Origin of the sequence: Stenotrophomonas rhizophila (assembly GCF_003651185.1) — a bacterium.
Lineage (GTDB): Bacteria > Pseudomonadota > Gammaproteobacteria > Xanthomonadales > Xanthomonadaceae > Stenotrophomonas > Stenotrophomonas maltophilia_Z.
The window spans coordinates 1637274-1650497 of record NZ_RCDC01000004.1 but is presented as its reverse complement, the minus strand read 5'-3'; the positions used below and the strand labels follow the sequence as shown (position 1 = coordinate 1650497).

Here is a 13224-nt window from a genome sequence, read left to right as displayed (position 1 = left end):
CGGATCGTGGAGAATCGACCGGGTCCCAGCCGACGGGGACGTTCCTTTTGTTTCCGCCGACTGGAGAGAGCGCGTGGAAGAAGTAGTCAGTTTCATCAACGGGATCATCTGGAGCAAAGCTCTGATCTTCCTGTGTCTTGCCGCAGGCCTGTACTTCAGTGCCCGTACCCGGTTCATGCAGATCCGTGGGTTCGTGGAAATGTGCCGGCTCACCGTGCAGGGTGAGAAATCCGACGCGGGCGTGTCTTCGTTCCAGGCGCTGGCCATGTCCATGGCCGGCCGGATGGGCATCGGCAACATCGCCGGTGTGGCCACCGCGATCGCCTTCGGCGGCCCCGGTGCGATCTTCTGGATGTGGGTGATGGGCTTCCTCGGTGCGTCCACCTCGTATGTGGAATGCACCCTGGCGCAGATCTACAAGACCAAGGATGCCGAAGGCCGCTACCGCGGTGGCCCGGCGTATTACATCGAAAAGGCCATGGGCCTGAAGTGGTACGCCCTGGCCTTCGCCGTGGCGACCATCATCGCCGCCGGCTTCCTGATGCCGGGCGTGCAGGCCAATGCCATCGCCGACAGCATCATCAACGCCTGCCGCGGCGGCGCCCTGTGCGGGCCGCTGGATGGCCAGTTCATGGGCCTGGAATCGGTGCAGGCGCTCAAGCTGGGCATCGGTATCGTGGTCGCGCTGCTGCTGTCGGTGGTGATCTTCGGCGGCGTCAAGCGCATCGCCAACTTCGCCGAGGTGGTCGTTCCGTTCATGGCCGCCGCCTTCATCCTGATGGCCATCACCATCATGATCATCAACTACGACCGCGTGCCGGACATGTTCCGCACGGTGTTCAGCAGCGCCTTCGGTGCGCATGCCGCGTTCGGCGCGATGATGGGTCTGGCGGTGGAGTGGGGCGTCAAGCGCGGCATCTACGCCAACGAGGCCGGCCAGGGTACCGGCCCGCATGCGGCCGCCGCCTCGGAGGTTTCGCACCCGGCCAAGCAGGGTTACGTGCAGGCCTTCGCGATCTACTTCGACACCATGATGGTGTGCACCGCCACCGCCTTCCTGATCCTGGCCGCGGGCACCTACAACGTGTATTCCCCGGTGCCGGGCGGCGCGCCCGTGTTCGCCGGCCTGGCCGGTGTCGCCGAAGGCGCGGGCTACGCGCAGGCGGCGGTGGAAACCGTCATCCCGGGCTTCGGTGCGGCCTTCGTGGCGATCGCGATCTTCTTCTTCGCCTTCACCACGATCATGGCCTATTACTACATGGCCGAGACCAACCTGACCTACGTCAACAACAACGCCAAGCGCCCGCTGACCGTCCTGCTGCTCCGCCTGGGCATCATCGGCATGGTGATCTTCGGTGCCTTCCACAATGCCGGCATGGCGTGGGCGCTGGGCGACATCGGCGTAGGCCTGATGGCGTGGTTGAACATCATCGCGATCCTGATCGTGCAGAAGCCGGCGATGCTGGCCCTGCGCGACTACGAACGCCAAAAGAAGCTCGGCCTGGATCCGACCTTCGACCCCGATGCACTTGGCATCAAGAACGCCGATTTCTGGCGTACCCGCAAGCTGGAGCTGTCCCGTAGTGAATGATCCCTGGAAGAATGCGCGCCGTCCGTCCTCGCGGCCGCCGCGCGCCACGCCGTTGCCGCCCCGCGAAGGTGGCACGCCGCCGCCGCCCGGCCGCGGCAACGACGAGCTGCGCCTGTACGGCTGGAATGCCGTGCAGGCCCTGTTCGAGCATCGCCCGCAGGCGCTGCGCAAGCTGTACCTGACCGAGGCGCTGATCCCGCGCATGCAGCCAGTGCTGAAATGGTGCGTGGCCAACCGCGTCGGTTACCGCGTGGTGGAAGACGGCGATCTGAACAAGCTCGCCGCGACGACCCACCACGAGGGTCTGGTGGCCGACGTGCTGCGTGCGCCGATGCTGGCGCTGGACGAATGGCTGGCCACGCTGCCGGCCGACAAGCCGGTGCTGGCGCTGTGGCTGGATGGCGTGGGCAACCCGCACAACTTCGGCGCGATCCTGCGCTCGGCGGCGCACTTCGGTGTGGCCGGGCTGCTGCTGCCACCGGATTCCACGCTGGCGCTGTCCGGTGCGGCCGCGCGCGTGGCCGAAGGTGGCGCCGAGGCGGTGCCGCTGGTGCGTCTGCCGGAACTGCCCGAGGCGATGGCGCAGCTGCGCGCGGCCGGGTTGAGTCTGGCTGCCACGCTGGTGGAAGGCGGGGATGATCTGTTCGCCACTACGCTGCCGTCGCGGTTGGTCTACGTCATGGGCGCCGAAGGCGAGGGCATGGATCGCGAGCTGGCGCAGGACTGCGACCACCAGGTTTCCATCCCGGGCACCGGTGCCGTGGAAAGCCTCAACGTCGCCTCGGCGACGGCCGTATTGTTGGCGCAGTGGTACGGACGCAGTCGCGTTTGACCACTGCGAGCGTTTTCGGGGGGAGCGCGGCGTCATTCGCGCCACCCACGGTGTGATCGGTTTCACCGAAATCGTCGTGACTACATCCGATTCGGATTAATCGCATAGTGCATGCAGTGCAAACTGCGCACAGTGCCGGGCGGGCGCTGTGCTGCGTGGGTGAGGAGAGACACCCCCGCAGCGCGGCGATCCGCTTGTCCGGACCGCGAAGGTCTAGCGGCGCTCACCGCGTGGGGTGTGACGTTATCCCGGTAGCCCGGTCGCATTGCGACCGGGCTTTTTTTTTATTCGCTCGGCGGCGTGGTCGGCTTGGCTTCGCTGCCGAAGCTGCCCTCGGCCTCGGCGGCCAGATAGGCGAACACGGTATACGCCGCTACGTTCTGCGCCAGTGCGGCCGGGTCGATCTTGTCGAGCGTGTCGTCCGCGGTGTGGTGCAGGTGGAAGTAGTCGCTGCCATCCTGTGCCAGCCACGCCCACGCGCCACCCTTGGCCGCCAGCGGACCCACGTCCGGGCCCGGGCCACCCTTGTCGGCGGCGTACTCGATGCCGAGCGGCTTGAGCACCTCGGCGATCTGGCGGGTGGCTTCGCGCGAGGTGGCCGGGTTCGGTGAGCCGGTGTTGAAGGCGTAGATGCGGCCCGCGCCGAAATCGCTCTCGGCCGCGAGCTGGTGCAGCACCACATCCTTGGCGTGCGCTTCGGCATACGCTTTGCCGCCGTACAGGCCCTGCTCCTCGTTGGCGAAGGCGATCACGCGGATGGTGCGCTTGGGCGCCTGCTTGAGCTGGCCGATCAGATGGCCGGCCGCCATGGTGATGCCCACGCCGGCGCCGTCATCCACCGCGCCGGTGCCCAGGTCCCAGGAATCGAGGTGACCGCCGATCACCACCACTTCCTTGGGCAGGCTGCGCCCGGTGATCTCGCCGATCACGTTGTACGAGGTCGCCTTGCCGTCCCAGCCGCAATCCAGGCTGAGTTTGAGCGTGGTGCTGCCGAGCGCGACCAGGCGCGCCAGCTGGTTGGCATCGGGCACCGACAGCGCGGCAGCCGGGACCGGGGTCAGGCCGTCATCGAAGCGGGTGATGCCGGTGTGCGGCACGCGGTGCGAATCGGTGCCGGCCGAGCGCATCACGAAGCCGATCGCGCCCTTGCGGATCGCCTCGGACGGGCCCTTGCTGCGCACCGCGCCACCGTTGCCGTAGTCACGGCCATCGCGGTAGGCGGTCATCTGGTAATCGACGAAGGCGATCTTGCCCTTCAGCGAGCCGGCCGGCGCGGCCTGCAGCGCGGCCAGATCGGCGAAGCGCACCACCTCGGCCTCCACCGTGCCGCCCGGGCTGCCGCCCAGTGCGGTGATGGTCAGCGGCTGGGCGTGCTTGCCGATCACTTCGGCGTGCTCACTGCGGCGCTCCCACTTGGGGAAGGTGACCGGCTCGGTCCAAACCTTGTCGAAGCCCAGTGATTTGAACTTCGCCACCGCCCAGGCCACGGCGCGTGCGTCGGCTTCACTGCCGGCGATGCGCGGGCCGATCTCGGTGGTCAGCGATTCGACCACCTTCCAGCCGGTGTCGTCCTTGAGGGCCTGCTCGCGCAGCTCGGCGGCGGTGGCCAGCGAGGTCGGCGGCAGCGTGGTGATACCGGTCGCCGCGAACGCGGGCGCGGCCAGCAGGGCGAGGGAAGATGCGATGGCAAGGACGCGGCGACGCATGGACGAACTCCGGGAAACGGGGCGGAAGCGTCCGAGCTTACCAGCCTCTCCCGCACGCACATGGGCGGGACGTCATGCTCCGGCAGATACTGTTTTCCAAAAGCGAAAGCCCCGCCGGAGCGGGGCTTTCGGCACCACCGGTGGTGCTGCCTCAGTGCTTGAGGTTGTCGCGGATCTCGCGCAGCAGCAGCACTTCTTCACTCGGCGCTGCCGGGGCGGCCGGCTCGGCCTGCTTCTTGCGGGCCAGGCGGTTGATGAACTTGACCACCATGAAGATCGCAAAGGCCACGATCACGAACTGCACCACGGTGTTGAGGAAATCGCCGTAGCCGATCACTACCGCCGGAATCTCTTTGCCATCGGCGGCAATCCGGGCCGGGGCGAGGGTCCAGGCCAGCTCGGAGAAGTCCACCCGGCCGATCATCCAGCCCAACGGCGGCATGATGATCTTGTCCACCAGTGCGGTGACGATCTTGCCGAACGCCGCACCGATGACCACACCCACGGCCAGATCGATGACGTTGCCACGCATGGCGAATTCTTTGAACTCAGTCAGTACACCCATCGGGCTCTCCTGTCGCAGTGGGGAAAAAGACGCAGCAGCGTAACGCAGCGGATGTCATCCAGCGATGATGCCGTGGCGCTCGGCCACGTTTTCCAGGCGCGCGCTGAAACGGTCGCCCGGCTTCAATGCGGCCACGCCCGAGGGCGTGCCCATGAAGACCAGATCGCCCGCGCGCAGTGCCCACAGCTTGGAGAGCTCGTGCAGGATCTCCGGCACGTTCCAGATCATCTGGTCCAGCAGTGATTGCTGACGCACCTCGCCATTGATCTCCAGCGACAGATTGAGGGCGGCCAGATCGCCGACTTCACCGGCCGGCACCAGCTCGCTCACGGGGGCGGACTGGTCAAAACCCTTGGCCGGATCCCACGGGTGGCCCTTGGCTTTGGCCTGCGCCTGCAGATCGCGGCGGGTCAGGTCCAGGCCGACGCCGTAGCCGAACACCAGCGCCTCGGCCTGGTCGACCGGCAACTCGCCGGCAGGCGCGTCCTTGCCGATCGCCACCACCAGCTCCACCTCGTGGTGCAGGTCCTGGGTGGCGAGCGGGTAGGGGATCACATCGTCATGGCCGACCACGATCGCATCGGCCGGCTTGCTGAAGAACATCGGGCGGCCGCGATCGTCGGCAGACGGCACGGCCGCGCCCATTTCGCGCGCGTGATCAGCGAAATTGCGGCCCACACAGTAGATGCGACGCACCGGGAAGGTACCGCCGCCGGCGACCGGAATGCGGGGCTGCTCGGGCGTGGGGATTACATCGGTCATGCGCGCGTCCTGTGGAGAGGTTTCGCCGCAGTCTAGAGCGTTTTCCCGCCGCCACAAACAGAAACGGCCGCGCAGGGCGCGGCCGTCATCAGGAGCAATGCGCGTGGATCAACGCGACATCGGCAAGGCCTGCTTGCGGACCACCCGGTACTCGCCGTCCACGACCTGCGACGGAACGGTGCGCGCACTCTTGCGCTGGGCGAGCAGCTTCCATGCCAGACCGGCGATGATCATCGCCGCGCCCACGAACACACCCACGAACACCAGCGCGGCCAGGATCGCCAGGCCCAACAGACCGACCGCGACGCGCACCAACGGGTGGCGCGGCTTGCGCGGCGCGAACAGGGCACGGAACTGGTTGAACTGGAAGATGCGGCTGTACATGGCACTCTTTTTGGCTGAGGTCAGCAGTGGACGAGTATCCGTGCTGGCTTTTGTCATTGAGTGAAAAAGTCGTTAAACGTACCGCGTGTTCATTTCAAATCAATGACTTGTATTCATCCGGGAGCCAGTGACATGAGTGCGTGAGACACTGTGCTTCCACTGCCTGTTGTAGATGCCATGTCCGTTCCAGAGTCCACCGCCACCGCCCTCATCGCCCTGGATGCCATGGCCGACGGGGGTTTCGCCGAAACCGATGCCACCATTGAGGGCGACAGCGAATCGGTGGTGTTGTACCGCGAGGGTGACCAGGTGCGCGCGTGGCTGAACATCTGCCCGCACGCGGGCCGCCGGTTGGACTGGGCCCCGGGGCAGTTCCTGAAAAGCAAGGACGGCCACCTGGTGTGCGCAGCGCATGGCGCCTCGTTCTCGTTGGACAACGGTGATTGCGTGGCCGGCCCGTGTCGCGGTGATCGCCTGCGCGCGGTGTCCGTGCAGGTGCGCGACGGCCAGGTCTGGCTGGCGTGACAACGACCGGTGGGCCCGGGCCCATCGGTAGGTAGCGACCGTTGGCCGCTACGTCTCAGATGTCGCCCACCGACCGGTAGTGCCGGCCGCTGGCCGGCACGCCCTAGAACATCAGGTTGATCATCAGCACCACCACCGCCGTATAGATCAACGACAGCGGGGCACCGACGCGCCACAGCTCGCGCGGGGTGTAGTTGGCCGGGCCGGTGATCATCGAAATCACCGGGTTGGAGGCCGTCATCAGATTGTTCGAGGCCGACAACGCCACGATCAGCGCAAACGCGGTCGGGCTGCCACCGGCGGCCAGCGCCAGGTTCACCGCGATGGGCACCATCACGATGGTTGCCCCCACGTGGCTGATCACCAGCGAGAACATCGTGGTCAACAGTGCCAGCGCGATTTCCAGCACCCACACCGGGATGCCGGTCGGCAGGCGGTCGATCGTGTGCCCGGCGATCCACGCCGCCGCGCCGCTGCTGTCCATCGCCCAGCCGAGCGGAATCAGCCCGGCCATCATGAATACGGTTTTCCAGTTGATCGAGGCGTAGGCCTCGTCCATGCGCAGCACGCCGGTCAGCAGCATGCCGGCCACGCCGGTCATCAGGGTCAGCGCCACCGGCAGCTTGGAGGTCAGCGCGATCAGGATGGTGATGGCGAAGATGCTCATCGCGATCTTGAATTTGTGCGGCCGCTGCTCACCCTTGGGGTAATCGGTGACCACCACGAAGTCGCGGCTCTTGGCCGCCTGCGCCAGGTCGGTCCAGATGCTGTGGAAGACCAGCATGTCGCCGGCGCGCAGCGCCACGTTGCGCACGTCCTCGCGGATCACCTGCTTGTCGCGGTTGATCGCCAGCAGGCTGATGCCGCGCTGCTTGCGCAGGCGCAGGTCCGAGGCGCTCTTGCCGATCACGTCGGACGTGGGCGGCACCACCGCTTCGGAAATGCCGGCGCGGCTCGGGTTGAACAGATCACCCAGGTGCTTCAGCCGCGAGGACATCCGCAGGAACTGGTTCTGCGCGAAATCGCTGACCTGCTGGCGCGCGCCCATCACGCCCAGCACGCTGCCGACCCAGATCCGCATCTCCGCTGGCGGCGCCAGGCGGGTGTCGTTACCGGTCTTGAGCGCCAGCAGCAGCGGCGCATCGTGCACGTTCTCGGCCTCGCCCAGGGTCATGCCGACCAGCGGGCTCTCGGCGGTGACCACCAGTTCGAACACATCGCCTTCGATGCCGTAGGTCTTGGCGAAGTAGCTCTCGGTGCGCGACGGGGTGACGCCGTCGTTGGCCAGCGTCTCTTCCTCCACCAGCTTGCGATCACCGAAGTAGCGGAAATACAGCAGCGAGGCGATCAGCAGCGCCACGCCGATCGGCAGCGGCGCGAACATCCGCAGCGGCTCGATCGTGGCCAGGCCCGAGGGCAGGTTGTTGTTGGCCGAGGCCAGCAGATCGTTGAGCAGGATCAGTGGCGAGTTGCCGACCATGGTCAGCGCACCGCCCATCACGATGGCCGCGGCGATCGGCAGCAGCAGGCGCTGCAGGGTCAGCCCGGTGCGCGCGGCCAGCCGCGAGGCGACCGGCAGGTACAACGCCATCACCGAGGGGTTCTGCATGAACGAAGAGTTCAAGCCGGCGATCGCGGTGGTCATCATCAGCAGGCGTGTTTCCACGCCATGCCCGCGCCGCAGCAGCCAGGCCGCCAACCGGTTCAGCGCCCCGGTGCGGTCCAGGCCCGCGCCGAGGATGGTGGTGGCGATGATGCTCATCACCGCGTTACCGGAGAAGCCACCGAAGATTTCTTCCGGAGCGATCAGGCCAGTGACGCCGAGCACCACCAGTACCACCAGTGCCACCACGTCGGCGCGGATGCGCTCGAACAGAAACATCGCCATCGTGAAGCCGACCAGCCCCAGAACGAGCTTCATGTCGGTAGTCAGCGTCAGCGCGGTATCCATGGGGTGGCGCGGTTCCTTGTCGGATCAGGTGCGGTCGTACAACAGGTCCCACACGCCATGGCCGAGCTTCTGGCCACGGGTTTCGAAGTGGGTCTGCGGGCGCCATTCCGGCCGCTCGACCTGCCCACGCGGGCCGGCGCGGTTGCTCAGCCCGGCGGTGGCATCGAGCACGTCCCACATCTGCTCGGCATAGTCTTCCCAGTCCGTGGCGCAGTGAAGGCGGCCACCCACGCGCAGCTTGCGCACCAGCAGGTCGGCAAAGCCGGGCTGGATCAGGCGACGCTTGTTGTGGCGCTTCTTGTGCCACGGGTCCGGGAAGTAGATGCGCACTTCATCCAGCGCGCCATCGGCGATTTCCTTTTCCAACACCTCCACGGCATCGTGGTGGTACAGGCGCACGTGGTCGGCGTTGTCGTCGGCCAGGGCATTGAGCAGGCGGCCCACGCCGGGGGCGTGCACTTCCAGGCCGATGTAATCGCGGCTCGGGTCCTGCTGCGCGGCGAAGCGCAGCGCGGCGCCATTGCCGAAGCCGATTTCCAGCACCTTGCGCGCATCGCGCCCGAAGGTGGCATCCAGATCGCGCGGCTCACCGGTGAAGTCCAGCCCGAAGCGCGGCCAGCGGTCATCGAACGCACGCTGCTGGGCGGGAGTGAAGCGGCCCTGGCGCAGCACGAAACTGCGGACCTCGCGGCGGCCTTCGGTGATGGTGAAGGGCTTGGGCGGTGCCTTGGCACCGACGCTGTCGAAAGGATTGGTCATCAGCCGATCAACCCGTCGATCGGTGAGGACGCACTGGCGTAGCGCTTGCGCGGAATGCGCCCGGCCAGGAAAGCCTCGCGGCCGGCTTCCACGGCCTTGCGCATCGCGCTGGCCATCAGGATCGGGTTGCGCGCGCCGGCGATGGCGGTGTTCATCAGCACGCCGTCGCAGCCCAGTTCCATCGCGATGGCCGCATCGGAGGCGGTGCCCACGCCGGCATCGACGATGATCGGCACCTTGGCGTCTTCGATGATCTGCAGCAGGTTGTACTTGTTCTGGATGCCCAGGCCCGAGCCGATCGGCGCGGCCAGCGGCATCACCGCCGCGCAGCCGATCTCTTCCAGGCGCTTGGCCAGGATCGGGTCATCGGAGGTATAGACCATCACCTCGAAGCCGTCCTTGACCAGTTGCTCGGCCGCCTTGAGGGTCTGCACCACATCCGGGTACAGGCTTTTCTGGTCGCCCAGCACTTCCAGCTTGGTCAGGTTGTGGCCGTCCAGCAGTTCGCGGGCCAGCCGGCAGGTGCGCACGGCGTCTTCGGCGGTGTAGCAGCCGGCGGTGTTGGGCAGGATGGTGTAACGGTCCGGCGGCAGCACATCGAGCAGGTTCGGCTCGCCCGGGTTCTGCCCGATGTTGGTGCGGCGGATCGCGACGGTGACGATCCGGGCGCCTGCGGCCTCGGTGGCCAGGCGGGTTTCTTCCAGATCCTTGAACTTGCCGGTGCCGGTGAGCAGGCGGGAAGCATAGGTCTTGCCGGCGATCACCAGCGAATCAGTGGGGGCAGGTGCATTCATGGCCGGAATTATCGCCTATCGCGCGTCACGATGCTGCCTCAGCCGCCGCCCAGCGCATGCACGATCTCGACCACGTCGCCCTCGCGCAGGGGGTGGCTGGCGTGCTGGCTGCGGGTGACGATCTCGCCATTGACCTCGACCGCCACGCGGCGCTCGAGCAGGTCCTCGCTGCGCAGCAGGTCGTGGACGGTGGCGGTGTGCGGAAGCTGGCGGTTCTCGCCGTTGAGCTGGATGTTCATGACGGTATTGTCCCGCAATCACTCCACAGTGCGTACCCTGTGCGCCCCGCGGCAGAGGTGCCGCGAGCGTCAGGCCAATGATGGCCGGGCGGCGGGCTGCCGGGCGTCATGCCGCAGCGCAGCGTGATGCCGGCGAGGTGCAGTGGAAACATGGCACCGTGCGCCGGCGTACGTCCGCCGTCTTCCCCACCCTAAAGGAATTCTCATGTTGCTCAGCAAACGCCCGATCCGTTCCCTCATGGCCGTGGCCATCGCCCTGGCCGCGATGCCGGCCATGGCGCAGTCGCCGTACACCAAGACCGTCTTCATCGGCGACAGCCTGACCGATGCGGGCTACTTCCGCCCGCTGCTGCCGGCCGCGGTGCAGCCGGTGACGGGCCAGTTCACCACCAACCCGGGCTGGACCTGGGCACAGCATGTGGCCAGCTATTACGGCACCAACGGCGCTGCCCACGGCAACGGCCAGAACGGTGACAATTACGCCATCGGCGGCGCTCGTGTCGGTGTGGACACCAGCCAGGTGCTCGCCCCGGGTACCCCGGCCGTGCCGGTGTACTCGCTCAAGACCCAGACCGCGCAGTACCTGGCGGCCAACGGGGGCAAGGCCGACCCGAACGCGCTGTACACCGTGTGGGGCGGTGCCAATGACCTGTTCGCGATCCAGGCCGGTGCGCCGCTGGTCTCCACGCTGACCAATGCCGTCACCGACCAGGTCGGCATCGTCGGCACGCTGAAGGCGGCTGGCGCCGAATACATCGTGGTCCCGACCATTCCGGACGTCGGCCTGACCCCGGGCGCCCGCGCCGGTGGCCCGGCCGGCATGGCCGCCGGTACCGCGCTGGCCAAGGCCTACAACGATGCCCTGTTCGGTGGCCTGAAGGCCGCGGGCCTGCAGGTGATTCCGGTGGATACCTTCCACATCCTGCAGGAAATCGTCGCCAACCCGGGCCAGTACGGCTTCGTCAACGTGACCAGCCCGGCCTGCACCACGGCCTCGTCGCTGACCTGCAACCCGACCAGTTATGTCACCCCGAACGCGGCCAACAGCTACGTGTTCGCCGATGGCGTGCACCCGACCACCGCCACGCACCAGATGCTGGGCGAGTACACCCTGTCGATCCTGGAAGCCCCGCGCAACCAGCAGATCCTGACCCACTCGGCACAGACCATCGGCCGCTCGCGCGCTGACCAGGTCAGCTGGCACGTGGATGGCCGTCCGGCCGACGGCCTGAGCTGGTGGGGCAACCTGCGCGGCGACATGCAGCGCTACGCCCACGCCGATCTGTATGACGGCATGGCCCCGGCCGGCCTGTTCGGTGTGGATTGGGCGCGTGACGGCATGGTGGTCGGCGGCTTCGCCGGCTATGGCCGCATGGACGCCGATTTCGGCAACAACAAGGGCGACTTCACCCAGTCCGATACCACGCTGGGCCTGTTCGCCGGCTGGTATGGCGAGCGCGCCTGGGTCAATGGCCAGCTGAGCTACAGCTGGCTGGATTACGACGTGACCCGCAAGCTGCAGCTCGGCCCGGCAACGCGCATCCACAAGGGCTCGCCGGAAGGCAGCAACCTGACCGCCGCGTTGAACGCCGGCTACGAGTTCGGCACCGAAGGCGGCTTCCGCCACGGTCCGGTCGCCGCCGTGATCTGGCAGAAGGTCAAGCTGGACGGCTACACCGAGTCCAACCTGAGCGCCTCGGCGCTGGGCTATGGCGACCAGGATACGGATTCGACCGTCGGCCGCGTCGGCTGGCAGGCCCGCTTCGATGGCGGCAACGTCAAGCCTTACGTGCAGGTCACCTATGACCACGAGTTCGAGGACAGCAAGCAGGCCAGCGCCTGGCTGCAGACCATGCCGGACGTGGGCATGTACAAGGTGCCGGGCCTGGCGTTCGACAAGAACTACGCCACCGCCGTGCTGGGTGCGCGCCTGAACCTGTGGGGCCTGAGCAGCAACATCGGCATGAGCACCACCACGATGCAGAAGCGTGCACGTGACGTGTCGCTGTTCGCCAGCTTCGGCGGCAGCTTCTGATCCCACTTGCGCAGCGCCCGCCCGCGGGCGCCGTGCACGGCGGCAGAAGAGCGTGAAACAACGGGCGGCCCAGTGCCGCCCGTTGCGTTCGAGGGCCCCGCCCGAATAGACTTACGCCGCGCCTTGCGGGTGTAGCTCAATGGTAGAGCTGTAGCTTCCCAAGCTACTGACGAGGGTTCGATTCCCTTCACCCGCTCCACGCGTCACCTTCCCACGCCAAGCGTCATCGCACGCGCGATGCCTCGAAGGTGAAAGGGTCGCCCCGATCAGGAAAGCGCAGCAGATAACGCGCAACGCGTGTCTTGCCATCCGATAGCAGATAGTCCACCTGCAGGCCACTTGGGTCGGTTTCCATGCCCGGGCCCAGATAGGTATTGCTCGGATAACTGAATCCATTGCCCGCCGCCTTCTGTAGGGCGACGCAACTGCCAAACAGCGGGGGCAGGGTGTACAGGTGCTCACCCTGCAACAGCACCACCAGCGTGTAGCGACCGCCTTTACCACTGCTCACATACTGCATGTCCAGGCACACCGACGTGCCGTGCTGCCAGGCGGTGACGTTGGCCAGATTCTCCGGGTCGATGGGGGTGCCGCTGGGCCAGTTCGGTGGTGCAAGACGGACAGCGCTGCGTAATGGCCACCGCCGCGTACCGACCATCAGCGCCTGGCCATCGAAGGCAATGTCGGGTGCGCCATCGGCCGGGTTCATCTGCAAGGTGCCCGGAACGATCCAATCGGTTGCATCGTAGCGCCGCAGGGCCTGCGTCATCGAGGTGGTCCACAGACACTCGCGCGGTGCGTCCGTGCAGGGCTTGTCGAGTGCGGTTCCCTTTCCCTCGAACAGGGGATCGCCCAACGACCTGTAGAAGTCGCTGTAGCCCGTGAAATGGGCAGGCGCGGCATGCGTGCCCGCTGAGAGCAGAACCCCGAGCAGGGCCGCGAAACAATGACGGGTGGGAGGCGTGGTCATCCGTGTTGCCGGGGCATCTGTGTGGGCGCCCATTATTGTGGAACAACCGCTGGATGCGGGCCGCAGCATCGCCAGGGTGGCCCATCATCGCGGCCTACGCACCGCACGCTA

The 13224-nt window shown here is 66.7% G+C and carries 13 protein-coding genes and 1 tRNA gene; 5 read left to right on the top strand and 9 right to left on the bottom strand.

Translation table 11 applies throughout. The features are described 5' to 3' along the window. Positions 1-73: 73 nt before the first annotated feature. Together BCL79_RS07340 and BCL79_RS07335 are read left to right on the top strand one after the other, a co-directional pair. On the top strand, positions 74-1591 hold the full coding sequence (locus BCL79_RS07340) for an alanine/glycine:cation symporter family protein (RefSeq protein WP_121039334.1): 1518 nt from the start codon (positions 74-76) through the stop codon (positions 1589-1591). Continuing rightward, positions 1584-2423 (top strand): TrmH family RNA methyltransferase, encoded by an 840-nt coding sequence (locus BCL79_RS07335; RefSeq protein WP_121039331.1) that lies wholly within the window; start codon positions 1584-1586, stop codon positions 2421-2423. The genes BCL79_RS07340 and BCL79_RS07335 overlap by 8 nt, the downstream gene beginning before the upstream one ends. Before the next feature lie 284 nt (positions 2424-2707). On the opposite strand, the gene BCL79_RS07330 is transcribed toward BCL79_RS07335, so the two are convergent. The 4 genes from BCL79_RS07330 to BCL79_RS07315 all read right to left on the bottom strand — a co-directional run bounded on the left by BCL79_RS07330 (position 2708) and on the right by BCL79_RS07315 (position 5840). After that, positions 2708-4129 carry a M28 family peptidase gene (locus BCL79_RS07330; protein WP_121039328.1) on the bottom strand — a complete coding sequence of 474 codons (1422 nt, stop codon included), beginning with the start codon at positions 4127-4129 and terminating at the stop codon, positions 2708-2710. A 151-nt stretch (positions 4130-4280) separates the two neighbouring features. After that, the gene (mscL, locus tag BCL79_RS07325; RefSeq protein WP_121039325.1) at positions 4281-4694 is read right to left on the bottom strand and encodes a large-conductance mechanosensitive channel protein MscL; all 414 of its coding nucleotides are present in this window, start codon (positions 4692-4694) and stop codon (positions 4281-4283) included. A 54-nt stretch (positions 4695-4748) separates the two neighbouring features. Beyond that, on the bottom strand, positions 4749-5456 hold the full coding sequence (locus BCL79_RS07320; protein ID WP_121039322.1) for a fumarylacetoacetate hydrolase family protein: 708 nt from the start codon (positions 5454-5456) through the stop codon (positions 4749-4751). A 108-nt stretch (positions 5457-5564) separates the two neighbouring features. After that, complete coding sequence (locus BCL79_RS07315) at positions 5565-5840, bottom strand: hypothetical protein (RefSeq protein WP_121039319.1); 276 nt, start codon at positions 5838-5840, stop codon at positions 5565-5567. 177 nt (positions 5841-6017) lie between these two features. Between BCL79_RS07315 and BCL79_RS07310 the strand changes: the two genes are divergently transcribed. Then, entirely contained in the window at positions 6018-6365 is a 348-nt protein-coding gene (locus BCL79_RS07310; RefSeq protein ID WP_121039316.1) for a Rieske (2Fe-2S) protein, read from the top strand. A gap of 103 nt (positions 6366-6468) precedes the next feature. Here the strand turns inward: BCL79_RS07310 and BCL79_RS07305 are convergent, their stop codons facing one another. The 4 genes from BCL79_RS07305 to thiS are packed head-to-tail and all read right to left on the bottom strand — an operon-like array spanning position 6469 to position 10108. Further along, a complete protein-coding gene (locus BCL79_RS07305) occupies positions 6469-8316 on the bottom strand; it encodes an SLC13 family permease (RefSeq protein ID WP_121039313.1) in 1848 nt (615 codons plus the stop codon). Between the two features lie 24 nt (positions 8317-8340). After that, the gene (gene trmB / locus BCL79_RS07300) at positions 8341-9075 is read right to left on the bottom strand and encodes a tRNA (guanosine(46)-N7)-methyltransferase TrmB (RefSeq protein WP_121039310.1); all 735 of its coding nucleotides are present in this window, start codon (positions 9073-9075) and stop codon (positions 8341-8343) included. Beyond that, entirely contained in the window at positions 9075-9869 is a 795-nt protein-coding gene (locus BCL79_RS07295; protein WP_121039307.1) for a thiazole synthase, read from the bottom strand. The genes trmB and BCL79_RS07295 overlap by 1 nt, the downstream gene beginning before the upstream one ends. A gap of 38 nt (positions 9870-9907) precedes the next feature. Next, positions 9908-10108 (bottom strand): sulfur carrier protein ThiS, encoded by a 201-nt coding sequence (gene thiS / locus BCL79_RS07290; protein WP_121039303.1) that lies wholly within the window; start codon positions 10106-10108, stop codon positions 9908-9910. 205 nt (positions 10109-10313) lie between these two features. Here thiS and BCL79_RS07285 point away from each other — a divergent pair, with 205 nt between their 5' ends. Beyond that, a complete protein-coding gene (locus BCL79_RS07285; RefSeq protein WP_121039301.1) occupies positions 10314-12143 on the top strand; it encodes an autotransporter outer membrane beta-barrel domain-containing protein in 1830 nt (609 codons plus the stop codon). Positions 12144-12268: 125 nt separating this feature from the next. Continuing rightward, positions 12269-12342: transfer RNA gene (locus tag BCL79_RS07280), tRNA-Gly, on the top strand. A 24-nt stretch (positions 12343-12366) separates the two neighbouring features. Here the strand turns inward: BCL79_RS07280 and BCL79_RS07275 are convergent. Continuing rightward, a complete protein-coding gene (locus BCL79_RS07275) occupies positions 12367-13113 on the bottom strand; it encodes a hypothetical protein (protein ID WP_147433866.1) in 747 nt (248 codons plus the stop codon). Positions 13114-13224 lie beyond the last annotated feature (111 nt).

Coding starts and splice junctions, on each gene's coding strand:
- BCL79_RS07330 (WP_121039328.1), bottom strand. CDS start 4,129: ATGCGTCGCCGCGTCCTTGCCATCGCATCTTCCCTCGCCCTGCTGGCC.
- mscL (WP_121039325.1), bottom strand. CDS start 4,694: ATGGGTGTACTGACTGAGTTCAAAGAATTCGCCATGCGTGGCAACGTC.
- BCL79_RS07320 (WP_121039322.1), bottom strand. CDS start 5,456: ATGACCGATGTAATCCCCACGCCCGAGCAGCCCCGCATTCCGGTCGCC.
- BCL79_RS07315 (WP_121039319.1), bottom strand. CDS start 5,840: ATGTACAGCCGCATCTTCCAGTTCAACCAGTTCCGTGCCCTGTTCGCG.
- BCL79_RS07310 (WP_121039316.1), top strand. CDS start 6,018: ATGTCCGTTCCAGAGTCCACCGCCACCGCCCTCATCGCCCTGGATGCC.
- BCL79_RS07305 (WP_121039313.1), bottom strand. CDS start 8,316: ATGGATACCGCGCTGACGCTGACTACCGACATGAAGCTCGTTCTGGGG.
- trmB (WP_121039310.1), bottom strand. CDS start 9,075: ATGACCAATCCTTTCGACAGCGTCGGTGCCAAGGCACCGCCCAAGCCC.
- BCL79_RS07295 (WP_121039307.1), bottom strand. CDS start 9,869: ATGAATGCACCTGCCCCCACTGATTCGCTGGTGATCGCCGGCAAGACC.
- thiS (WP_121039303.1), bottom strand. CDS start 10,108: ATGAACATCCAGCTCAACGGCGAGAACCGCCAGCTTCCGCACACCGCC.
- BCL79_RS07285 (WP_121039301.1), top strand. CDS start 10,314: ATGTTGCTCAGCAAACGCCCGATCCGTTCCCTCATGGCCGTGGCCATC.
- BCL79_RS07275 (WP_147433866.1), bottom strand. CDS start 13,113: ATGACCACGCCTCCCACCCGTCATTGTTTCGCGGCCCTGCTCGGGGTT.